Raw genomic sequence first — 22,426 nt, forward strand, 5'->3', positions numbered from 1 at the left:
TCGAAACCGGGGCCAGTTCAGTCTCGCGCCGCGGTTGGAGGGCGCCAAATCAGCGAGCTGTCAATGTTGGATGGTCACTGCTGCGGGACACCTCGCTTGTTTCGTCTGTCACAAGCGAGATTGGCCGGATGCTCTGGAGGCGAAGCATTTTTCCGGGTAGTCAGGAAAAAATGCTTCGTTCTCGCGGCGTCATCTTTGTCGCGCGCAGCAATGAAAATCTCTAATTCCGGGTGTAAATTGCCGCCCCGATTAGCACTGGAACGACACTATCGTGCACCAGGTATTTAAGGCCAACACCTTAGGCACGATGGTTCAAAAGCCGAACAGCGTAGGTTTGCAGGGTTGAGCGGCTCGCCCCCTGCGCCGTGACCGTAAAGCAAACAAACGGCAACCTCGGAGTGTCAGCAAGCGCGCTTAGACGGGACGGCAAGATTTATTGGCCAAGTTATCAAAGGCGTCATCATGCCAATAGCGGCAAGGTCCAGCAGACTCCCCTTGCATGGGCATAGGTGCTGGCGGGTCGGCCGGTTTCCGGAGGAAGCTGAAATTTCCGAGCTGCATTGGCAGCGTAACATTGATCGCGCATGGTCCCTCAGGTGACCTCTTAGCGCGCGGGCGTTCGCGAACGATGCACGCGACCGATCAGAGCACAGGATTATCTTGAGTTGCATGTGACAACCCGCTTCGCCACAGCGCCAGGCTGTCTTGCAGCGCCATGGAGAGAGCAGGTAGGCCCACCGCGGAAAATGCCCGCTCAACGGTCAAAACAACCAGCCCTGTACTTCATGTCACTCAGTGGGGATAGGACTAAGCCGCTCCATGGCAGCGGCGTCCTTGGGTATCGTTGGTCCGTCAATTCAGTTATTCTATGTGGCCGGGCTTTTTGGGCTGACAGTCGTGCTCTTCCCACCGCCAGCCAAGAGTTCCCATGGGTTCAGGATGGTCAGACCGGTGAAGCGCCTCGCTGACACGGCGCCAGAGTGAGTGAGCTCGTTGCCGGCATTCCAAGAGAATACTGGAAATATCGGCAGGCTGCGCCCGCGAAGTGAGAGCAGCCTGTCCGATCATTGCCCGCGCGGATTGTGGGGAGGGCCTGACTTCCAACCGCGGTACGCGAAGAACATGCCGCTGCTACCGCCGCGTGCCGCCAGAGATCATCCTACGAGCCTTTTCCTGCCATGATCCCGGCGGCAAGAACCTTCAGTTCATCAAAAAATGTGTTCAAACTTTCTCCCGTCCGCTCCGCCATCCGGCCCAAACCCGCTTGTCGAGAATCTGGTCGTGTATCAGAGGCTTACGCCCGGCGGCCTGGCGATTGCAACCAATGCGAACGGCCCGCGGCGCAGGGCCGGGACCTCTGCGCGGGTCATGTGCCGCAGGTCTCGCTGGATCGATGCCGGTCGGCCCGGCGCTCGTGATCTCGCACATCGTGACGCCGCTTGTCCGAAGGCCAAGGTCGGTGCTGGCGCCTGTCTAGCTCGCTTCGGCGAGGAACGCCGCCACGTCGAAGTTGTCGTTCCGCATCTTCAGGCTGCCATCGTCTTGCCACGGCCAGTCGTCCCGCGGCTTGTCCCAGTAGATCTCGACACCGTTGCCATCGGGGTCGTCGAAGTAGAGTGCGAGCGAGACGCCGTGATCGGCATGGCCGTAAATGTCGACACCGGCGTCGAGAACGCGTTTTGCGGCCGCCGCCAATGTTTGCCGGGTCGGGTAAAGGAGCGCGACGTGAAAGAGGCCGGTGTGGTGCTTTGCGGGTGGTCTCCCGCCGGCGCTGTGCCAGGTGTTCAGCCCGATGTGGTGATGGTAGCCGCCCCAGGACATGAACGCCGCCTGGGTGCCGTAGCGTTGCACGAGATCCATGCCCATGACGTCGCGCCAGAACGCGATCGCCCGTTCCAGGTCGGCGACTTTCAGGTGCGTGTGGCCGATGCAGGGCTTCTGCATGCTGTCCATGTCGGTTCCTCCATGCGACGCGCAAGCTTAGGTTCGGGTCGGCGAGGTCAGCAAGAGCCGGGGCGCCGGTAGGCAAGAAGCAGGTTGTTGGCCGGCATCGAGACCGCGTCTGCCACTTCGAAGCCTTGTGCGATGGCCGCCGCAGTCAGGGTTTCGCGGTCGCGCAAGCCCCAGTCATGGTTTCGCATCCGAAGATCGGCGTCGAAGGCCGCGTTCCCGGCTCCGTTGAACGTTCCGTTTTCTTTGAAGGGCCCGTAAACGAGCAGGAGGCCGTTCTCCCCCAACCGGCCCGCGGCGCCCTCGATCAGGCCGAGAGTGGCGGACCATGAAGCGATGTGAGTCAGGTTCGCTGCGAAGACGGCATCTACCGGGTGACCAGGCCAAGGCAGCCTTCTCGCGTCAATCAATACAGGTGGCAGGACGCGGCCGCAGAGTTCCGGACAGAGAGCCCGCCAGGCTTCGATGCCCGCGAGGCCCTCGGCCGTAGTTTCGCTCGGGATCCAGGTCACATGGGGCAGAGCACGCGCCATCCAGAGGGCATGCTCACCTGAACCCGACGCTATCTCGAGGACTGTGCAGGCGTCCTTCGGGAGCAGGCCTGCCAGGGCATCGGCGATCGGCCTTCGGTTGCGCGCAGTCGCCGGAGCATGCCTGAGGCCCGGATGCGAAGCCGCTGTCGCGGCCGGGTCGGCGAGGGGGTCCCATGGCATTCTCGCGGACATCGGGGCTCTCCCTTCATGCGGTCACGTCTTGGTATCCTGCAGGTGTCCGCAAGGCGAGCCTGTCGAGAGGACGTCCCGCCGCCTGCGGGTCCCCGACATATCCGATGCGCGCCGACGGAAGACGCCGCGTTCAACGCGGGACGCCCTGGCGCTCGGGGACGGGCCGGATGGCGACGCGGACTGCGTGCATGCCTGTCCAGGTCGGATCGCGGTCGGCGGCTTTCCCCGCCTCTCTCGCGGGCCGAAGCCGCGGGGCGTTGTGCGGCGATCCTGGCGCCGGCCTTGACGGTCGCGGTCCGCGTGGTCACTTGAACCGGATATTTCGGAAATCATCCCGAAGTGAACCGCACCGCGTCGCAGTCGTTGACACCGGACATCGGCCATAGCGACGACGAACCTCCGAACCAGGCGAGATTGACATGTCCGAACTCGACGACCGCCTCATCCTCCACGTCTTCGGCGAGACCGATTTCACGAGCTTCACCATCCGGCGCGATGCCTTCGAGGGAAAGCCCAGGGTTTTCGGAACGCCCGAGGGCGATGACTATGTCCAGGTCATCGGGACGCTCTTCGGTGAAGACAACTGGGACCAGCTTCGCACGCGCAGGGCTCAGAACGGCATGAGCTTCGAGGAGCTCGTTGCAAACTCTCTCGTGCATCTCGTCGCGGATACCGAGCCGGTGAACACTGCCCTGCAATCCGGCCACAACCTGATCGTGCTGGGCGTCTTCCGCGGCATCCCGAAGGTCAAGGACGTGCCCGTCTACAGCGCGCGGTTCCTCGGCATCTCCTCTACCACCACGACCGACCCGAACGCCCATCTCGATCTTGTTCGGCAAGGCATCCGCTACTCGGCCGGGTTCATCCACGACGACATCGAGAAGGGGATGGTCGCTCCGGACAGCGTGGCCGCGCGCATGGTTGATCAGGCCCCCGATGATCCGGCGGGGGATGACGAAGAGGAAGAGTTCGAGGAGCTTCCTCAGGCGATCTTCTTTCATGAGATGGTGACGCAGGCAGGGCTCGAGACCGTTGTCCTCTGCGCCTGCGACAGTGAGCTTGCCCAAGCGGCCGGTGAGGAACCGGACCTGGTCGTCGGCCTGGTGTCCGGCGTGGTTCCGACACCGCACGGCAGCGTCGGCTACTGGCTCTGGCAGATCTCTCCGGACACGCCGCATGGCTTCACCCAGGAACATTTCGTCGACCTGCATGCCCTCCCGAACCCCGCGTACGACCGTCTCAAGAACTCCGAGCACGTCCGGTTTCTCGTCGTGGATTGCGAGACCCACGAGAATACCCGGGCTGTGCTGCTCAAGCGCGACAGCGTGGGCCTGCAGGAATTCGAGGACATGGCAACGGAGATCGCGGCATCAGAACCCGATGCCGACTTCGAAGCGGCGTGCGAGTACGTCATGAGCACCGTGGATCCGGAGCAGTTCCTCAGGCAGGCGCGCAAGCAGGAGCAGACGGGCAAGAGCAACCTGCATTGAGAGAGAATGCCGGCGCGAAGGCCTGCGGCGGTGCTTGACGCCTTTGCCGCGGGGATCCGCCGGGGGGCAGGCGTGCCCGGCGCGCGCAACACGACCGATTGAGGATATTGACCTGCGGGACGGGGGCCCCTACCCCGGTGCCATCCTGAGAGGAGCGAACGACGATGGATCAGCGTAACCGGTAATCCGGACGTGCCGCCATCCAGGCGGACCAGCGCAGCGGGCACGTGGTGTCCCGCACTCCATCCGACGCGAACCCATCGGACTTTCAATGCCCAGACTTGAGAACAAGATCGCCCTCGTCACCGGGGGCGCACGCGGCATCGGTGCCGCAATCGCCCGAGCCTTTCGTGAAGAGGGCGCGACCGTGATCGTCACGGATATCGACGTGGAGGCGGGTCGCGCCCTGGCCCGCGAGATAGGCGCAACCTTCGCCCGGCTGGACGTGTCCAGCGAGGAGGATTGGGCGAAGATGGCCGAGCGGTTTCCCGTGCTCGACGTGCTGGTGAACAATGCGGGCGTCACCGGCTTCGAGGGCGCGGTCGACGGCTTGCCGCCCGCGCACGACCCGGAGAACGGCCGCCTGGCCGACTGGCGGGCCGTTCACGCGGTCAACACCGACGGTACATTCCTCGGCTGCCGCTATGCCATCCGCGCCATGCGTGCCAGGCGGGCAGGGAGCATCATAAACATCTCGTCGCGCTCCGGGCTCGTCGGCGTGCCGATGGCGGCCGCCTATGCTGCGTCCAAGGCGGCGATCCGCAACCACACGAAATCCGTCGCGCTCTACTGCGCCGGTCAGGGTCTTGCGATCCGATGCAACTCGATCCACCCGGCAGCGATCATGACTCCCATGTGGGAACCCATGCTGGGCACCGGACCGGATCGTGCCGAGCGCGAGGCCGCCATGGTCGCGGACACTCCGATGCGCCGTTTCGGGGACGCAACGGAGGTGGCGGCACTGGCAGTGATGCTGGCCTCGGACGAAGCCGCTTACATGACCGGGGCCGAGCTCACGATTGATGGCGGGCTTCTTGCCGGATCGGCGGCGACACCCGGCGACTGACGTCGGTCGCGGCGGAGGCGCCGCGATGGCTTCCCTCCGCCTCCTCCGTGGCGAGTTCCGGGGCGAGCGGAAAGAGCTATGCGCTTGACGTTGGTGCGCTTCACGTCAAGCTGGTTCCGTGCAGTGTGGAGCGGTCCGATGCAGAGCGCGATCCTGTTGTCCCGCGGGCGAGGACGGACCTCCGACCCGGTATCCCCGTGCATTTCTTCCCGTCGCTGGTTTGCCCCGGCGCTCGCGGGTCTCGTCGGGACCTTGGGCGCGCCGGCGGCGGTGTCAGCGCAGGACCGGGACCCGATGCTGTTCCACGAACGGGGCGGCTTGAGCGTGCGCGGGCATCTCCAGATCGGCCTGAACGCGGTCGCCGAGCGCAACCTGTTCTGGGATCTCGCCGCAACCACGTCTCCCGGCAGCGGCTTCGATCCCGACACCGGTTGGCTGGAGGGCTACTTGAAGCCCGGCGTCAGCTTCGAATACCGGCTCGATCCGGGGACGAGGCTTTACGGCAAGCTCTCCGCGGTGTCGTCCTATACGTGGGGTACCGATGCCTTCGACACCGGCGATACCGGCGACACCACGCTCGAGGAAGCATATCTGGCGCTCAGCGGTGTCCTCGGCACCGGCCTGTCCTACGACGTCTCGGTCGGCCCGCGTGAACTTGTGCTCGGGACGGGCATGCTGATCGCGAACGGCGCCACCAGCGGTTTCGAGCGTGGCGCGCTGAAGTTCGGGCCCAGGAAAGCGTGGGAAAGGGCAGCGATCGCGCGGCTTTCGTTCGGCGGCGTGACCGGTACGGCTTTCTATCTCGATCCGAACGAGCTGCCGTCCGCCGATGGCAGCAACGAACTGGCAGGGCTCGACATCCGGTTCGATGATCCCGCGGGCGGCTATCTGGGCGCGACCTACGTCGACGTGCTCGCCTCCGATACGCCCTATCCGCAGGCTGCCCCGGGGGGGACCGGCGCCCCGCGGGTGACGCCGGGCGCGCGGGAAGGGACGCGGACCCTCGGTCTGTATGGCAGTGCGAACCCTGTCGCGGAAGTGTCGGGAAACTGGTCCTTCACCGGCGAGGTTGCCGTTCAGTGGAGCGACAGGATCGACCTCGAGGCCTGGGCCGGGCGGGTGACGGCCGGATATGCCTTCGCAACCACGGCATGGTCGCCCAGCCTGACGCTCGGCTACCAGAGCTTTTCGGGTGACGATCCCGATACCGCGACGCTCGAGAGGTTCGACCCGCTCTATTACCAGGGAAGTCCGAGCGCCTGGGCGACCGGATCAAAATCCGCCTCGACCTTCATCAATTCGAACGTCAACGCGCTGACGCTGGCGCTCCGCTTGCAGCCGACGCAGGCCGACACTTGGACGCTCCGCTACGCACATATCCGGGCAAACGAGCTGGGCAGCCCGGTGCAGTTCGGTCAGGCCACCCGTGCCGACGTGAACGGCGATGTCGTATCCGGCGTCACGGATGCGCATCTCGCCGACGATCTGTTCGTCGAATACGCGCGCATCATCAATCCCAACACGTTCCTGACCGCGGGCGTCTCGGTGTCCTTTCCGGGCGGAGGCATCGAAGACATCGTCGGCCGGGACGCGGACCACTGGGCAGGAGGGTTCGTGAATGTTGTCGTCAACTTCTAGTCTGGTCGCGCTTGCCGTGGGGCTTTCCGTGGCGCTCAGCGCATCGACAATGGCCCATGGACAGTCCGAGCCGCTGACGGCGCAGGACTCCGATCCGAATGTCATGGGCTGGATGCAGGGCTTCCCGCCGCCGCCCGACAAGCTGATCACCCAGCCCGACAGCGTCTATTTCAGCTTTCCAAAGCTTCGCTGGTCTGTCTGCCACCTGCGCGAATTCCTTCCGACCGAGGAGATCGGTCGCGGCCTCGATGCGCCCGTTCCGCTCGACTATCCCGAGCCGCACGACTTCGCCGATCTGCGCCAGCAGATCGACGCGCTGACCTTCACGCCGCAGAACCGCGACGCGGAGATGACCTGGGAGGAGAGCCTCCACGCCAACTACACCGACGGCATCCTGATCCTGCATCGCGGCAGGGTCGTCTACGAGCGCTACTTCGGATGTCTCGAGGAAACCGGCCAGCACGCCATCATGTCGATGACGAAGTCCATCACGGGACTTCTGGCCGAGATCATGGTGGTCGAGGGCGCGCTCGACGAGACCGCCCTGGTGCGCGAGATCATACCCGAGATCGGCGACAGCGCCTTTGCGACGGCCACCGTCCGCCAGGTCATGGACATGACCACGGGCGTGAAGTATTCCGAGGACTACTCCGACCCAACCGCCGACATCTGGCGTTATGCCGCGGCAGCCAGTCCGCTGCCAAAGCCGGAAGGGTACGAGGGACCGGACGGCTACTGGGAATATCTCCGGCAGGTCGGCCCCGAAGGCGCGCACGGCGACGCGTTCCACTACAAGACCATCAACTCCGACATGTTGGGCTGGATCATCAGCCGCGTCTCCGGCAAGTCGGTCACCGACCTTGCATCGGAGCGGCTCTGGCGCCCGATGGGGGCGGAGCAGTCCGCCTATCAGACGGTCGACGGCAAGGGCGTGCCCTTCGCAGGCGGCGGGATCAGCGCCGGCCTGCGCGATCTGGGACGCCTCGGCCAGCTGATGCTGAACATGGGCGAGTTGAACGGCGTGCGCGTGTTCCCCGCCGAGGTCGTGAAGAACATTCGCGCCGGCGGTGACCGGTCCAAGTTCGGCGACCGCTTCCCCACCATCGGCGCGGGAAGCTATACCAGCCAATGGTGGGTGTTCCACAACGACCATGGCGCCTACGCCGCGCGCGGGGTCCACGGCCAGACGATCTACGTCGATCCGACGGCCGAGATGGTGCTGGTGCGTCTCGCGTCCTTCCCGCAAGCCCAGAACGGCCTCATCGACCCCACGTCGCTTCCTGCCTACCAGGCGGTCGCGGAATTCCTCATGTCGCAAGACTGATGCCGGGGTCCGGAAATGCGCGCTGACGCGGCTTGTGACGGCGATGTGCGCGGAAAGCCGGCGCGGCGCAGGACCCGTCGGTCGCCCGCGACGTCGCGGCGCTGACCGGGGACCCGTCGCGAACGTCGGAAAGGTCCGTCCATGGCCGGCTCGTTCGACCCGTGCCGAAGGTCAGGTCACCGGCATTGGCTCGATTGATCGCCACACCCGAGTGACCGGTCGGGCCCGTCGATCGCTCGGGCCATCGCCCCCTGTCTGCTGCCAATGTAGTCCATGACGGCCCGCACGCGGGCGGTGTGCCGCAGGTCGGGATGTGTCAGAAGCCAGAGGTCCACGGAGAGGTCCTCGAGCGCTCCCCCGAGACGTCGAACTGCGGGATCTGACTCCGCCAGGTAGCAGGGGAGCACGGCGATCCCGATGCCGGCCCGGACGGCCGCGTGCATGCCGAGCACGCTGTCCATCCGGGACACGCAGGCGCGGTCGCATCCCGCGGTCCGCATCCAGGCGTGAAGCTGGGGGTAGGGCGTCGAGGCGCTCGGACCGATCCAGGGCAGGGTGGACCAGTCAAGTTCGTCCGTTTCGCTGACAGCGACGGCCTGCGACGCGTAGATCGCCTGCCGGATGCGTCCGAGCCGTCGACCGACGAGGTGGCCGGGCGGCGCCGTGGCAGGGCGGATCGCGATGTCCGCCTCGCGGAAGGCGAGATCGGAGATCTCGTTCGACACGGCGACCTCGAGCACGATCCCGGGCTCCAGCTCTCTCAACCGGGCGATCTCCGGGGCCAGGAGACCACTGAACAGCGTGTCGGTTGTCGCGAGGCGCACGACACCCGACGGCCGAAGGTCCCGCCCGCCGACGCGCCTCTCGGTCTCGTTCGTGAGCTCCTCGATCGCGCGCGCGGTGGCGGCGACCTCTTCGCCCGCGGCCGTCAGCCGGTAGCCCGTGCGGAAGCGCTCGAAGAGCCGCACGCCGAGCTTTTCCTCCACCGCGTTGATCCGCCGGAACAGCGTCGGATGGCTCGACCCCATGGCCTGCGCAGCTGCGGACAGCGAACCGGCCTCCGCGATCCGCAGGACGGTCCGGTAATCGTTCCAGTCGAGCGCGTCGTTCATCTGTGAAATGTCCGCTGTCGAAAACGTCTGACGACATATCAGATCCGAAAGGACAATGTCAGGTCCGACGCGACGGATCACGAGGGAACCGAAGATGCACAGCCATATCGTCCATGCCCATCCTGACCCTGCCTCCTACAACGGCGCCCTCACGCGCGCCGCAGAGCGCACGCTGCGCGACCGGGGCGGAACCGTGACGGTGAGCGATCTCTACGGGGCCGGGTTCGACCCGGTCGAGAGCGGGCAGCACTACCCGCGCCGCGCGGAGCCCGACCACTTCGCGCCGCTTGCCGAGCAGCGCCATGCCTGGAAGACCGGCACCGTGCCGGATGATGTGACGACCCAGATCACCCTCCTCGAGGCGGCCGATTTGGTCATCCTGCAGTTTCCGCTCTGGTGGCACGGTCCGCCGGCCATCCTGAAAGGCTGGATGGACCGCGTGTTCGTGAGCGGCGGCCTCTACACGAGCGGCATGCGCTACGACACGGGCTACTTCACGGGGCGCCGCGCGCTGGTGTCCGTGACGACCGGCGCGCCCCGCGCCGCGTTCGGGCCGGGGAGCCGCGGCGGAGACTTCGAGACGATGCTCTGGCCGGTCCAGTACTCGCTGCACTACATGGGTTTCTCGGTCCTGCCGCCCTTCGTCTCCTACGGGGTGCAGGGACATGGCTACAGCTACGAGGGCCGAAACAGCCTGGAGGAGCGGTTGCGCGGCAACCTCGCTGCATGGGCCTCGCATCTGGCGGGTTTGCACGGCATCGAGCCCCTGCGGTTTCCGGGCTGGGCCGACTGGAACGAAGAGGGAAGCGCGCTCCCGCGGTAAGGCCGTATGAACCCCGCGCGTTCCGGAGGTCACGTGCAGGCGGCGCCGGGATCCTGGGTCGGTTCTGTCGTCTTGCGACCTGCAACGGCGCGGACGGAGGCCTGTCGCGGATTGACACCGGCCGATGACCGTTGGACACGGCCCGTCTCGCGCTGTTGCTGCAGGCTCTTGCCGTCTCGACGACGGCGAGCCGCGTTTCGGCCCTGCCGGACCTTGGCGTGGGACCAAGACCCGCGGATACGGCGCGGTACACGGGAGACTTGATCAGCCGCCATGATCAGTCATGGTCGGACGGGTCAGGCCAATTGGGCCCTGTCGCCTAAAACAAGAACGGATCGGAGGGGCATTATGTCTTTGGGAGTATTCATCAGCCTGGCGGCCTATTTCATCCTGATGCTCGGGATCGGCATCTACGCCTACAGGAATGCCACGTCGAGTTCCGAGGAATACATCCTCGGGGGACGCAATCTTCCTCCTGCCGTCGCCGCGCTGTCCGCCGGGGCGTCGGACATGTCGGGCTGGCTGCTGCTGGGCTTGCCCGGGGCCCTCTACGCCTCGGGTCTCGTCGAGGCCTGGATCGGCATCGGTCTCTTCATCGGTGCGCTGGTCAACTGGATCGTCGTCGCGCCGCGCCTGAGGGAACAGACGAAACGCTACGACAACTCGCTGACGATCCCGGCCTTTCTGGCCAACCGCTTTCCCTCGCAGGGGGGCACGCTGCGCATGGTCTCGGCGGTGATCATCGTGGTCTTCTTTGCCGTCTACACTGCCTCGGGCCTCGTCGCCGGGGGCAAGCTGTTCCAGAGCGCCTTCGACGGCAGCTACCAGCTCGGCGTCTGGCTGACCCTCGGTGTCGTTCTTGCCTACACGGTCGTCGGCGGCTTTTTGGCCGTGTCGCTCACCGATTTCTGCCAGGGCCTGATCATGATGCTGGCGCTGATCATCATGCCGGCGATCGTGCTTTATGCCGGTGAAGGCGGCGGATTCGACCAGGCGCGGGAAACGCTGTCGGAGGTTGAGGGATTCAGCCTCGGTCTTTGGAACTCCGACATGACCGTTATCGGGTTCGTTTCGCTTCTCGCCTGGGGGCTCGGCTATTTCGGCCAGCCGCACATCATCGTCCGCTTCATGGCGGTGAAGAGCGTCGCGGCGGTATCGACTGCGCGCAACATCGGCATGGCATGGATGGGAATTGCCCTGATCGGCGCCGTGGGGGTCGGCATCTTCGGGCGTGCCTATGTCGAGCGGAACGGCGTCTCGATCGGAGACAGCGAGACCATCTTCATCTATCTCGCCGAGAACCTCTTTCCCGGGCTGATCACCGGCTTCCTTCTGGCGGCTCTCCTGGCCGCGATCATGTCCACGGTGTCGAGCCAGCTTCTGGTCTCGTCGTCGTCGCTGGCCGAGGATTTCTACAAGCTCGTGCTCAACACGAGCGCCTCCGACACCACCCTCGTCACCGTCGGGCGCATTGCCGTGGTCGTGGTCGGGATCGTCGCCGCGCTCATAGCAGGCGACCCCGAGAGCCAGGTCCTGGGCCTCGTCGCCAATGCCTGGGCGGGCTTCGGAGCGGCGTTCGGGCCCCTGGTGATCCTGTCCCTGACCTGGCCGCGCATGAACGGCGCAGGCGCCGTGGCGGGTCTCGTGGTGGGGGCCGCGACCGTCGGTCTCTGGATCTTCACCGGCCTGAAGGCCGCAACGGGCCTCTACGAGATGATCCCGGGGTTCGCGCTGTCCTGGCTGGCCATCTACGCGGTCAGCCTCGCCACTGCCGATCAGGGCGAGTTCAGACCCGCCGAAGCGTCACCGGCGGAATGAGACATGCCTGCAGGGGCCGGAGATCCGGCCCCTGCTGTCGAACGGTCGGGATGATGTCCACTCTCCTCTCCGCAATCCGGCGTGCCGAACGCGTCCACGGTCCGCATCCATTCAATCACCGAAGCCGTGGATCATGAGATCCGATGCCGGATGACCGAGCGTCCGACTGGCCCGATCTTCGCCTTCGGTGTGGCGATCGGATGGTCTTGCGCATCGTCAACGCCTACCGGGTGGCCCTTCTCGACCTGAACCTCACCTTCGACCGGGGATCGCTCACCGTCCTCATGGGGCCGTCGGGCTCGGGCAAGACCGCGCTGCAGACCACCATGGGATGTTTGCGCGAGAGTCATTCCGGCTGAGTAAGGGCCTTGGACCAGGAATCGTTCGCATCCGACGAGGTCAGCCGGATCGACACGCGCGGGCGCCTCGGGTTCATCTTCCGGGCGCACAAACTGCATGCCAGCGTCACGGCGCAGCAGAACGTGGTGATGGACCTTCAGGTGCATGACTGGGGCGATCCGACACGGCGGCGCTCGAAAAGGTCGGGGGCCTCGCGGCGCTGCAGCTGTGCATGGACCGCTGCCGCGCCCCGGGGGGACCATAACCGTCATCGTCAGCCACGATCTGCGCATCCTCGACTTGGCAGACCGCGTGGTCGAGCTGGACGATGGCAGGATCGTCAAGGATCGAAGGGAAAGCCTGCACAGAATGCCATCCCGGGGATCGCGTGACGGCCCAGTCAGAAGGCTGCCTCGGGCACGGCACGACGTCACCGCCTACTTGTGGGGCTTCCTTTCAGCCTCCTGTCTCAGGCACTCGAGGAACAAGGTGAAGGCACGGGTCGGTTGGCGTCGGCTCGAATAGAAGGCGTGGTAGCCCGGAAAGCGGGGGCACCAGTCGGAGAGGACTTCTTCGAGCAGGCCGTCCCTCAGAGCAGCCGAGGCAAGGTCCTCGAGCATGTAGGCGAGGCCCATTCCCGCGCACGCCGCGCCGACGAGCGCGTCACCATCGTTGACAACGATAGAAGGAGACACCCGCACACTCTCGGCGTTGCCGTCCTTTTCGAAGGACCACGGCGACAGGGTGCCGCCGGCGTTTCGAAAGCCGACGCAGCGATGCGCGGACAGGTCGCGCGGTGTGCGCGGTGGGTTGCGGGTCTCGAGATACTGCGGAGCTCCGACGACGACGGCTCTCAATGGCGGCCCGGCGGGTACGGCGATCATGTCCATGTCCAGGTCTTCGCGCAGCCGTATCCCGATATCGAACCGCTCGGCGACGATATCGACGTGCCGGTTCTCTATGCTCAGCTCGCCGTCGATTTCGGGATGCGCCGCCATCAGCCGCGAGAAGGCCGGCCAGACGAGCGTATCGGCGGCGTGTTTCCCGCACGTGATCCGCAGACGCCCGCCCGGTTGCTCACGCAGGCGCGCGAGGTTCTCGATCTCCGCGTCGACCTCCGCCATCACCGGGACCAGCGTGGCGAGCAGCCGCTCGCCGGCCGCCGTCGGGGCAAGACTGCGCGTCGAACGGGACAGCAGCCTGATCCCCAGCTCTTCCTCGAGGCGCTTCACGGTCTGACTGACGGCGGACTGTGTCACTCCGAGGCTGCGAGCCGCGGCGGTGAAGCTGCCCGCGGCGGCGACACGGTGGAAAACTGCGAGATCGGAGAAGCTACGCGGGTCCATTCAGTAGATAAACTACTTAACGCAACAAAATCACAGGGGCTAATGCCGGATCGCATCGCTGGGCTAATAAGAGGTCGGAACTGCAGGAAGGAGCTGACGATGACGGACAAGGTCTGGTTCATCACCGGAGCGGCCAGAGGATTGGGGTATCTGCTCGCCCGCGACGCCCTGGCCGCAGGCGACAACGTCGTGGCGACCAGTCGAACGGTCGACGGGCTCGCCGAACGGCTCGCCGCTCCGGAGGACAGCCTACTCGTGGTGCCCGTCGACGTTGCCGATGGCAAGGCGGTGTCGGCCGCCCATGACGCTGCCCTCGAGGCATTCGGTCGGATCGACGTGCTGGTCAACAACGCCGGGCGCGCGCAGCTCGGCTGGTTCGAAACCATCGCGGAGGAGGACGTTCGGCGACAGTTCGAGATCAACCTTTTCGGGGCGATGACCGTTGCGCGCGCGGTACTGCCCACCATGCGCCGACAGCGATCGGGCCTCGTGATCACCATCTCGTCGGTGAACGGCCTCGTCTCGAATCCCGGCGGATCGGTCTACGCGGCGTCCAAGTTCGCGCTCGAGGGCTGGATGGAGGGCCTCGCCGAGGAGATCGCACCGCTCGGCATCCGCTCTCTCATCGTCGAGCCGGGGATGATGCGCACGAACTTCCTTGATCCGTCCACTGCTCGCCAGGGCAATTCGCACATTCCGGACTATGCCGAGGCGGTGGCCGGTTTCCGAACCTTCATCGCAGAAGCGAACGGGGCGCAGCAGAACGATCCCGAGGGGCTTTCCGCCCTGATCGTCGCTGAAGCGTCTTCTCCCGCCCCTGCGCGGCGGTTGCTGTTCGGTTCCGATGCGCACGAATGGGCACGCGCCAAGTGCCGGCAACTCGCAGAGGAGATCGACGCATCGAGCGCGCGCGCCTGAGCCCGCACGACGTCGGCCTGCCGGGCGTTTGTCGAGGGCGTGCCGTCCGGACAGCGGCCGCCACTCTGCGGATGGGCACCAAACTCCACGTGTCATGCGTCATGGCGCGGCGTTAGCTAATGCATGCCGTCTGCTGCATCGGCCGAGTGGCGGATACTTGCCGGGCGGTTCCGCTCAGAGGACGGAGCGCACGGCGTCGCGGACCTCGGCGTGGAGGATCCAGTTTCCCGGGTCGTCGTCGTTCCGCTGCGTGCCGCGATAGCCCAGCAGCGTCGCCCCGTCGGGTTCGCTCGGAAGGTTCATCGCGCTGGTTTCGACGGAAAGATAGGTGCCGATCAGCAGGCCGGCGGACGCGAAGGCGCGGTTGGCGGATGCGCGGGACTTGTAGCCCGCCGCGCGCGCCAGGCTCGCTTCCGTCAGCCCGCCGGCATCGGCGAAGGCGAGCGCCGTCAGGAGCGCGCGCTGCGGCCGCGACAGGGCAACCTGGCTCAGGGCCTCGACATATTCCTCGGGGCTGAGGATCGTCGACCCCGTCGCCTCGTCGACCCGGCGATCCTCGGTCCTGCGGACCTCGCGTGTCTCGAGGACCTGGTGCAGGGCGGCGATCGCGGCCTCTTCCGTGGCGCCTTTCGCCTCGGCAATCAGCCCGCGGGCGTTGCTCGGCGGTTTGGGGAAGGCGCGCGCCACGTATTCCCCGGACAGCAGCCCGGACTTGATCTGGTACCTGCCGTGTTCTCCCAGCTGGATCGCGACCGGCAGGTCGGACGACCGTTCCTCGGCCTTCTCCTTCTTCTTGGGCTGGAAGAGGCTGTGGCCCGCGGCGGTACGCGCTTTGGTGCTGGAAGGCGTCATGTGGCTGTCTCCGAAAGGATGATGGGACCTGCGAAGGCTGGAAGCCCTGCGCGACGCCGGTTCTCGCCGGGGATCGGCCCGCGCGACCGGGCCGGTGCGCGAGAGACGCGGAACACGTAGGGAAGGCGGCAGGAGGCGCACACCGAGAGACCGGATGGCGGCAGGCATGCCCCCATGGCGGAATGGCGCACGTTACGTTCGGTAGGATCGACGAACCGGCGCGCCTGTGGCCAAGAACCGGTGGACGTGGCGCGGGCAGGCGTACGCTTGGTGCCCGTTCGGGCCGCGCGCCCCACCGCGTGCTGCAGACGCGTCCTGGGCGAGGGACCGGGGATCGTTGGTGCGGTCCGGGCGCCCGCGGGGGGCGCCCGGAAAGATCGATCAGGCGAGGGCGAGATTGATCGCGCTCTCACGGCCGTCACGGCCGGATTCGACGTCGTAGGTCACCTTCTGTGCATCGGCGAGGCCGGTCAGGCCTGCACGCTCGACGGACGAGATGTGCACGAAGACGTCCTTGCCACCCGATGCGGGCTCGATGAAGCCGAAGCCTTTAGTGGAATTGAACCATTTCACGGTGCCATTGGCCATATCCGTGGTCTCCTGTTCAGAGTGCTGCCCGCAGGATGCGGCAGCCCGGCAAAGTCAGACTGAGAGATCTACTGAAGCCGGTTGAACGGAAGCAGAGGGTCGCAGAGAATAACGTTGGCTCGACACACATGGGCCCTTGCGGCTCAGAACGCAAGGACAATCGCGCCGCGTGGAAACTTCGCCGCGTCCCGGGCCGTCCGCCATTGACAAAGCGGCGGACCGGCCCCACCTGCCATCCAGTGTCATCGCTCTGCCGCGTGAGCAGGCGGCCCTCAGCCGCCCCCGGCCGTGACACACCGTTTTCCCACATCACGTAGGGGGGACCCCGCTCAGGGCGGGTCTCGACGCAATGCGGTGTCGGGTCCGGCTGCCCCGGGTACACCCCGTCTCGCCTGGCGCCTCACGTGCCGGGCGGCGACACCGGACCCGCGGGGTCCGGACAAGGATCACCATGACCTTTCAAGAACTCGGGCTCAGTGCTCGCTTCGTCTCGCGGCTCGACGCCCTGGGACTGACGACCCCCACCGCCATACAGACACAGGCCATTCCGCATGCGCTCGCGGGCCGCGACATCCTCGGCATCGCCCAGACCGGCACCGGAAAGACCGCGGCCTTCGGCATCCCGCTGGTGGTCGCGCTGTCCAAGGCCCAGGAACGGCCCGCGCCGAAATCGGCGCGCGGCCTCATCCTGGCGCCGACGCGCGAGCTGGCGGGGCAGATCGCCCAGAACCTGCAGGGCCTGACGGACGATCTGCGCATCATGCTCGTGGTCGGCGGCAAGTCGATCTCGGCGCAGGCGCAGAAGCTTTCCCGCGGCACCGACGTCCTCGTGGCGACGCCGGGACGGTTGATCGACCTGATGGAACGCGGCGACATCCTGCTCGACAGGACACGGTTCCTGGTGCTCGACGAGGCCGACCAGATGCTCGACATCGGCTTCGTGCACGCGCTGCGCCGGATCGCGCGGATGCTGGGCAAAGAGCGGCAGACCATGATGTTCTCGGCCACGATGCCGAAGACGATGGCGGACCTGTCGCGCGACTACCTCGACGATCCCGTCCGCGTCGAGGCCTCGCCGCCGGGCAAGGTCGCGGACAAGGTCGCCCACAGCGTGCATTTCGTCGCCTCCGAGCAGAAGCAGGACCTGCTGATCGAGCTCCTGGACGGGCATCGCGACGACCGCGCGCTGGTCTTCTCGCGGACCAAGCGCGGCGCCGAGCGGCTGATGAAGTCGCTCGATCGCGCGGGCTTCGCGGCAACCTCGATCCACGGCAACAAGAGCCAGGGGCAGCGTGACCGGGCCATCACGGCCTTCCGGGACGGATCGGTGCGGGTGCTTGTCGCGACGGATGTCGCGGCGCGCGGCATCGACATCCCGGGCGTCGGACACGTCTACAACTACGACCTGCCGAACGTGCCGGAAAACTACGTCCACCGGATCGGCCGCACGGCCCGCGCCGGCACCAGCGGCCGCGCGATCGCGTTCTGCGCCGCCGACGAGGTGTCGGAACTCAAGGCGATCGAGAAGGTGCTCGGCATGCGTGTCGAGATTGCCGGCGGCCGCCCCTGGGAGGCGATGACCGGCAGCGCGAAGCCGCGCGACAGGCGGCAGCCCCGCCGCCGTTCGGGCGGCCGGTCGGTGCGCCTGGCCGCGTGACCCGAGGCGCCGGGGGCCCCGTGCCCCCGGTGACGGAAAAGGCGCTGTGCCGGCAGCTCGCTGCGACCCGGGAAGGCTTTCACAGCGACGCGGCGCTTTCTCCGCAGGAGGACGGATCATGTCTACTCCCCGATGGCTGAGGCCCGGCATCCCTCGCGCCATGCTGGTCGCAGCCGGCATGTTTCCCGGCCTCGCGGCCCCGGTCCTGGCGCAGGATGGCACCGGCCCGGTGCCGGACCACGCCGAGGCCCGGAGCTACGGCGGCGGGTGGGACTGCGTGCTGGGGTACCGGGTCGACGGGGCGGGCTGCACGGCCGTCGACGTCCCCGAGAACGCCTATGCGACGGGGCGGTCCTACGGGTCGGGCTGGGCATGCCGGCGCGGATACGAGGACGCGGACGGCACAACCTGCGTCGCGATCGCCGTGCCCGCGAACGCGCATCTGCGCTCGTCGGGGTTCGACTGGCAATGCGACCGCGGCTACCGCCAGGACGGCGAGACCTGCGTGCCCGTCGTCCTTCCGGAAAACGCCTACCTGACCAGCGACATGGCCGGCACCGGCTGGGCCTGCGCGCGCGGCTACACCGCGTCGGTCGATGCCTGCGTGCCGATCCCGGTGCCCGAGAACGGCTACCTCACCAACACGGGCTATGGCGCCGCCTGGGTCTGCGAGAGGGGGTTCTTCGCGGTCGACGGCCGCTGCGATCCCATCACGCTTCCCGCGAATGCCTTCCTCGACCCCGAGGCCTACGGACCGGGATGGCGGTGCGAGCGGGGGTTCGAGGCGAGGGACGACACCTGCGTCGCCATCGACGTGCCCGCGAACGCGCATCTCGACCGGTCCGGGAACCGGTGGAGTTGCGACACCAGCTTTCAACGCTCGGGCGGGGAGTGCGTCCTTGGACGATAGACCGACCACCTCCGAACCGCGCGACATGCCCGCGTTGCGGATCAGGCTTGGCTGCCGCCTGCGCTACCGGCTGACCCAGCCGACGCCGCTCATCGCCATCCTGAACGTGCACTATTCGCGTTTCGGCGACCTCGAACGCGCGGACTACCTCGTGACCACGCCGAGCGTGCCGCTCGAAAGCTACCGCGACGGCTTCGGCAACTGGTGCACGCGGATGGTGGCGCCGGCGGGCGAGTTCACCCTGTCGACCGACGGGATCTTCCGCGACGGGGGGCACCCCGATGCCGTGGCGCCCGACGCCCCGCAGCAGGCAGTCCAGGATCTGCCCTTCGAAACGCTGATCTACCTCCTGGGCAGCCGCTACTGCGACACCGACCTCCTATCGGAGGAAGCCTGGCGCCTGTTCGAGAACACGCCTCAGGGTTGGGCGCGCGTGCAGGCGATCTGCGATTACGTACACACCACCGTCGCGTTCGACTACATGAAGGCCAGCGCGACCCGCACCGCATCCGAAACCCTGTCCGGGCGGCAGGGCGTCTGCCGGGACTTCACGCATCTCGCGATCGCGTTCTGCCGCTGCATGAACATCCCCGCGCGCTACTGCACGGGCTACCTGAGCGAACTCGGCGAGCCGCCGCCCCACGCGCCCGACGATTTCGCCGCGTGGATGGAGGTCTTTCTCGGCGGCCGCTGGTGGGTCTTCGATCCGCGGAACAACACGCGACGGGTGGGGCGGATCCTCATCGCGCGCGGCCGCGATGCCGCCGATGTGCCCCTGACCCAGACCTTCGGCCCGAATACCCTGACCGGGTTCGAGGTGTGGACGCGGGACGCGCAGGACGACTCCGTCGAAACGCCCCCCGCGTCACGCAACTGAGCTCACGCCGTGGGCACGGTGCCGCCATCGATCACGTATTCGGTGCCCGTGATCGTGCCCGCGCGGTCGGAGGCGAGAAACGCGACGAGGTTCGCGATCTCCGCGGGCGTCGACGGGCGGCCGATCGGGACCCCTCCCAGCGAGTCCATGATCATCCTGCGGCCCGCCTCGACGTCGGTGCCGTGCTCGGCCGCCAGCCGTTCCGCCAGCGCCACGGAGGACTCCGTCTCGATCCAGCCCGGCGAGACCCGCACCACTCTGACACCCTTGGGCGAGACCTCCTTCGATAGGCTCTTGCTGTAGGTGGACAGCGCCGCCTTGGCTGCGGCGTAGGCCGTGGTCGCCTCGGGCAGCGGCAGCTCCCGCTGGATGGAGGTCACGTGGATCACGACGCCACCGCCCTGCGCCACCATCGCGGGCACCAGCGCGCGGTCGAGACGGACCGCCGGCATCAGGTTCAGGTCGAGCTCGCGCCGCCATTCCGCGTCGTCGAGCGCCGCGTATCCGCCGGCGGGCGCCGAGGAGCCGCCGAGCATGTGCACGACGATGTCCACGCCGCCCAGCCGCGTACGCACGGCATCGGCCACCTCGGCGCAGCCCTCGGCCCGCGTGAGATCGGCCGCAACGAATCGCGACGCCGGCAGCTCCGGCGGCCGCGTCCGCGCCGTGGTCAGCACGTCGGCGCCGAGATCCCGGAACAGCGCCACGGTGGCCGCACCGGCCCCGCGCGTGCCGGAGGTCACGAGCGCCCGCTTTCCCGTCAGGGTCAGGAAGCCGGTCATGGCACGATCTCCAGCTCGGCGATCTTGTCGTCGCGGAGGACAAAGCGGTAGCGCAGGTCCACCGGGCTTCCCGGGAAGGTGCCGACGAGGCGGCTGGTCACGACGCTGCGCGCGCCGTCCTCCTCCAGCGCGAAGGGCTCGACGGTGTAGGTGTATTGCGTGGACGCGTTCGCCATCCACTGCCGGATCGCCTCGCGCCCCGCATAGGTGTTGCCTTCGTCGACGACGACGGCATCGAACGTGAAGCACTCCGAGATCGCCCGGGCGTCGCCCGTCTTGTCGGCCGAGAAATAGGCGGCGATCACGTCCGGAAGCTCGATAGTCATGGTCGGTCTCCTCTTTTCCGCAGTCGATGCTGCGTGAGACGGATTTAGGGCTTTGACATCGTGCGGATAAGCGGGATGACTCCGCATGAGGAATCCTGGTTTTCGGGACAATGACGCGATACAGGCTGGCCGATTTCGACGCCGTTCTGGCGATCGCGCGCAGGGGGTCGTTCCGCGCGGCCGCGCTCGACGTGGGCATGTCGACGAGCGCCCTCAGCAGCGCGGTCTCGAAGCTCGAGGAACAGCTGGGCGTCCGGCTCTTCAACCGCACGACGCGCAGCGTCTCGCTGACGGGGGCCGGGCAGATGTTCGTCGACCAGGTCAGCCCGGCCCTCAGGGACATCCACCAAGCGCTCGACACCGCGCGCGCAGAGCAGGAGACGCCGTCCGGCACCCTGCGCATCAACACCTTCGCCACCGCCGGCCGCGAGATCCTCGTACCGCTCGTCCTCGAGTTCCTGAAACGCTTTCCCGGGGTTCGGATCGATCTCGTGACCGAGGGGGCCCTGACCGACATCGTCGCGGACGGCTTCGATTTCGGGGTGCGCAGCGAACATCTCGTGCCGAGCGACATGATCGCCATCCCGCTCGGTCCCGCCCGCCGCCACGCGGTGGTCGCAACGCCCGCCTATTTCGACACCCGCGACCCGCCCCGCGTGCCGTCCGACCTGCGCGCGCATCCCTGCATCCGCACGCGCCTGCCGAACGGCGCGCTGTTCCGCTGGCCGTTCGACGCCGAGGGGCAGCCGGTCCAGGTGGACGTCGACGGGCCGATCACGCTCGACGAGGCCAGCCTCGCGCGCCTCGCCGTGCTCGACGGCCTCGGCATCGGCTATTTCATGGAGCACGACGTGCGCGCGGACATCGAGGCGGGCCGGCTCGTGTCCGTGCTCGAGCCGTGGCTGCCGCCACTTTCGCCGCTCTGCCTCTACTACCCGAGCCGGCGCAACCCGCCCGCGGCGTTCAAGGTCTTCGTCGACCTCGCCCGCGAACTCGCCCGCGCCGCGCGGACCCGCTGAGGACGCCGGTCGGACGCTCCGGCGCGGGCCCAGCGTGCAGCCCCGGACACGGCCGCACATGCGGCTGTGATCGGCCCGCTGTTGACCCCTCTGCGGCGATCTGGTTTTGCAATTCTGTTACAATCCACCGAGCGATCTGCGATCTGCCTGAAATGGGGGCCCGGAATGGCTCTTACAGACGTCCCAGTCCGAAAACCCGGGAAGCTGCAACGCCGGATCGCCGCGCGCGTGCCTCACAAGGTGCTCCGGGATCACGTGAACAAGTGGCGCTTCGGACCCGGTGCGCCGCTCAGCGACGAGTGCATCTACGTCTCTCCGCTCGATGTCCGCCATGTCTATGTTGAGGACAGGGGCGCGGCGGCGCCGGTGTTCAAGCGCAGGCACAGCGGCGTGGTCGTCGCCGGCGACTGGGACCTGTCGCGCGCCCCGCTCCCCGAAACCCGTGCGGCGCGTGTCATCCACGACCATTTCGTTCGCGGCCTGAGCTGGGCCGAGACGGGGATCGTCGACTACCATCTGGCCATCATCGCGGAAAAGGGGGTCTCCGAGGGATTGCGCACGTCCCGGGACGTGCACGCCCGGTACGAGACCCTCGATCGCGTCTACGAGGAAGCGCTCCGGACCGGGCGGCTCCGGTCCCAGCGGGAGCTGCCCGAGCATTTCCGTCGCGAACACGGGGGCATCTTCGTGCATGTCGGGCGGGACGGCGCGGCCCTGCGCTCGGGTGGCGGCAGGCATCGCTTCGCGATCGCACGCATCCTCAAGCTGGCCCGCGTGCCGGCGCAACTGGGCGTCATCCATCCCGACGCCGTGCGGGCCGGGCACCTCGAGCGCCTGCGCCGCCCTCTCTGACAGGCCGGAGGGCG

General features: G+C 67.0%; 21 protein-coding genes. 13 read left to right on the top strand and 8 right to left on the bottom strand.

Annotated elements, in window-relative coordinates; genetic code table 11:
* Window positions 1-1,473 precede the first annotated feature (1,473 nt).
* Complete coding sequence (locus RISW2_RS19955) at window positions 1,474-1,953, bottom strand: VOC family protein (RefSeq protein WP_043774311.1); 480 nt, start codon at window positions 1,951-1,953, stop codon at window positions 1,474-1,476.
* A gap of 47 nt (window positions 1,954-2,000) precedes the next feature.
* Window positions 2,001-2,675: a DUF938 domain-containing protein gene (locus RISW2_RS19960; RefSeq protein WP_043774313.1), complete on the bottom strand. Its 675-nt coding sequence runs from the start codon at window positions 2,673-2,675 to the stop codon at window positions 2,001-2,003.
* 419 nt (window positions 2,676-3,094) lie between these two features.
* On the opposite strand from RISW2_RS19960, the gene RISW2_RS19965 reads away from it, so the two are divergent.
* The 4 genes from RISW2_RS19965 (at window position 3,095) to RISW2_RS19980 (ending at window position 8,193) form a co-directional block, all read left to right on the top strand.
* Window positions 3,095-4,165, top strand: a complete 1,071-nt coding sequence (locus RISW2_RS19965) for a hypothetical protein (protein ID WP_043774316.1) — start codon at window positions 3,095-3,097, stop codon at window positions 4,163-4,165.
* A gap of 271 nt (window positions 4,166-4,436) precedes the next feature.
* The gene (locus tag RISW2_RS19970) at window positions 4,437-5,231 is read left to right on the top strand and encodes an SDR family oxidoreductase (protein ID WP_043774318.1); all 795 of its coding nucleotides are present in this window, start codon (window positions 4,437-4,439) and stop codon (window positions 5,229-5,231) included.
* A 294-nt stretch (window positions 5,232-5,525) separates the two neighbouring features.
* On the top strand, window positions 5,526-6,869 hold the full coding sequence (locus RISW2_RS19975) for an alginate export family protein (protein ID WP_084615483.1): 1,344 nt from the start codon (window positions 5,526-5,528) through the stop codon (window positions 6,867-6,869).
* Window positions 6,870-6,918: 49 nt separating this feature from the next.
* Entirely contained in the window at window positions 6,919-8,193 is a 1,275-nt protein-coding gene (locus RISW2_RS19980) for a serine hydrolase domain-containing protein (RefSeq protein WP_244437668.1), read from the top strand.
* Between the two features lie 176 nt (window positions 8,194-8,369).
* Here the strand turns inward: RISW2_RS19980 and RISW2_RS19985 are convergent, their stop codons facing one another.
* Window positions 8,370-9,305, bottom strand: coding sequence for a LysR family transcriptional regulator (locus RISW2_RS19985; RefSeq protein ID WP_084615484.1), 936 nt, complete (start codon window positions 9,303-9,305; stop codon window positions 8,370-8,372).
* A gap of 94 nt (window positions 9,306-9,399) precedes the next feature.
* Here RISW2_RS19985 and RISW2_RS19990 point away from each other — a divergent pair, with 94 nt between their 5' ends.
* The 3 genes from RISW2_RS19990 (at window position 9,400) to RISW2_RS25515 (ending at window position 12,305) form a co-directional block, all read left to right on the top strand.
* Complete coding sequence (locus RISW2_RS19990; RefSeq protein WP_043774322.1) at window positions 9,400-10,128, top strand: NAD(P)H-dependent oxidoreductase; 729 nt, start codon at window positions 9,400-9,402, stop codon at window positions 10,126-10,128.
* Window positions 10,129-10,476: 348 nt separating this feature from the next.
* Complete coding sequence (gene putP / locus RISW2_RS19995) at window positions 10,477-11,946, top strand: sodium/proline symporter PutP (protein WP_043774324.1); 1,470 nt, start codon at window positions 10,477-10,479, stop codon at window positions 11,944-11,946.
* A 206-nt stretch (window positions 11,947-12,152) separates the two neighbouring features.
* On the top strand, window positions 12,153-12,305 hold the full coding sequence (locus RISW2_RS25515) for an ATP-binding cassette domain-containing protein (protein WP_211238728.1): 153 nt from the start codon (window positions 12,153-12,155) through the stop codon (window positions 12,303-12,305).
* A gap of 417 nt (window positions 12,306-12,722) precedes the next feature.
* Here the strand turns inward: RISW2_RS25515 and RISW2_RS20005 are convergent, their stop codons facing one another.
* Complete coding sequence (locus RISW2_RS20005; RefSeq protein WP_043774326.1) at window positions 12,723-13,631, bottom strand: LysR family transcriptional regulator; 909 nt, start codon at window positions 13,629-13,631, stop codon at window positions 12,723-12,725.
* Between the two features lie 99 nt (window positions 13,632-13,730).
* On the opposite strand from RISW2_RS20005, the gene RISW2_RS20010 reads away from it, so the two are divergent.
* Window positions 13,731-14,549 (top strand): SDR family oxidoreductase, encoded by an 819-nt coding sequence (locus tag RISW2_RS20010; protein ID WP_043774327.1) that lies wholly within the window; start codon window positions 13,731-13,733, stop codon window positions 14,547-14,549.
* A 174-nt stretch (window positions 14,550-14,723) separates the two neighbouring features.
* On the opposite strand, the gene RISW2_RS20015 is transcribed toward RISW2_RS20010, so the two are convergent.
* Together RISW2_RS20015 and RISW2_RS20020 are read right to left on the bottom strand one after the other, a co-directional pair.
* Window positions 14,724-15,401: a hypothetical protein gene (locus tag RISW2_RS20015; RefSeq protein WP_043774329.1), complete on the bottom strand. Its 678-nt coding sequence runs from the start codon at window positions 15,399-15,401 to the stop codon at window positions 14,724-14,726.
* Window positions 15,402-15,782: 381 nt separating this feature from the next.
* On the bottom strand, window positions 15,783-15,989 hold the full coding sequence (locus RISW2_RS20020; RefSeq protein ID WP_043774331.1) for a cold-shock protein: 207 nt from the start codon (window positions 15,987-15,989) through the stop codon (window positions 15,783-15,785).
* A 451-nt stretch (window positions 15,990-16,440) separates the two neighbouring features.
* Here RISW2_RS20020 and RISW2_RS20025 point away from each other — a divergent pair, with 451 nt between their 5' ends.
* The 3 genes from RISW2_RS20025 to RISW2_RS20035 all read left to right on the top strand — a co-directional run bounded on the left by RISW2_RS20025 (window position 16,441) and on the right by RISW2_RS20035 (window position 19,433).
* The gene (locus RISW2_RS20025) at window positions 16,441-17,646 is read left to right on the top strand and encodes a DEAD/DEAH box helicase (protein WP_043774333.1); all 1,206 of its coding nucleotides are present in this window, start codon (window positions 16,441-16,443) and stop codon (window positions 17,644-17,646) included.
* A gap of 118 nt (window positions 17,647-17,764) precedes the next feature.
* Window positions 17,765-18,556 (top strand): hypothetical protein, encoded by a 792-nt coding sequence (locus RISW2_RS20030; protein ID WP_156943903.1) that lies wholly within the window; start codon window positions 17,765-17,767, stop codon window positions 18,554-18,556.
* Between the two features lie 25 nt (window positions 18,557-18,581).
* A complete protein-coding gene (locus RISW2_RS20035; RefSeq protein WP_084615485.1) occupies window positions 18,582-19,433 on the top strand; it encodes a transglutaminase-like domain-containing protein in 852 nt (283 codons plus the stop codon).
* Window positions 19,434-19,435: 2 nt separating this feature from the next.
* Here the strand turns inward: RISW2_RS20035 and RISW2_RS20040 are convergent, their stop codons facing one another.
* Entirely contained in the window at window positions 19,436-20,215 is a 780-nt protein-coding gene (locus tag RISW2_RS20040) for an SDR family oxidoreductase (protein WP_043774334.1), read from the bottom strand.
* A complete protein-coding gene (locus RISW2_RS20045; protein ID WP_043774336.1) occupies window positions 20,212-20,541 on the bottom strand; it encodes a nuclear transport factor 2 family protein in 330 nt (109 codons plus the stop codon). Before RISW2_RS20045 ends, RISW2_RS20040 begins: the two co-directional genes overlap by 4 nt.
* A gap of 110 nt (window positions 20,542-20,651) precedes the next feature.
* On the opposite strand from RISW2_RS20045, the gene RISW2_RS20050 reads away from it, so the two are divergent.
* Window positions 20,652-21,560 carry a LysR family transcriptional regulator gene (locus RISW2_RS20050; RefSeq protein WP_043774338.1) on the top strand — a complete coding sequence of 303 codons (909 nt, stop codon included), beginning with the start codon at window positions 20,652-20,654 and terminating at the stop codon, window positions 21,558-21,560.
* A gap of 228 nt (window positions 21,561-21,788) precedes the next feature.
* A complete protein-coding gene (locus RISW2_RS20055; RefSeq protein ID WP_244437672.1) occupies window positions 21,789-22,412 on the top strand; it encodes a hypothetical protein in 624 nt (207 codons plus the stop codon).
* The last annotated feature ends 14 nt before the right edge of the window (window positions 22,413-22,426 follow it).

The sequence above is a fragment of the Roseivivax isoporae LMG 25204 genome (assembly GCF_000521865.1).
GTDB lineage: Bacteria > Pseudomonadota > Alphaproteobacteria > Rhodobacterales > Rhodobacteraceae > Roseivivax > Roseivivax isoporae.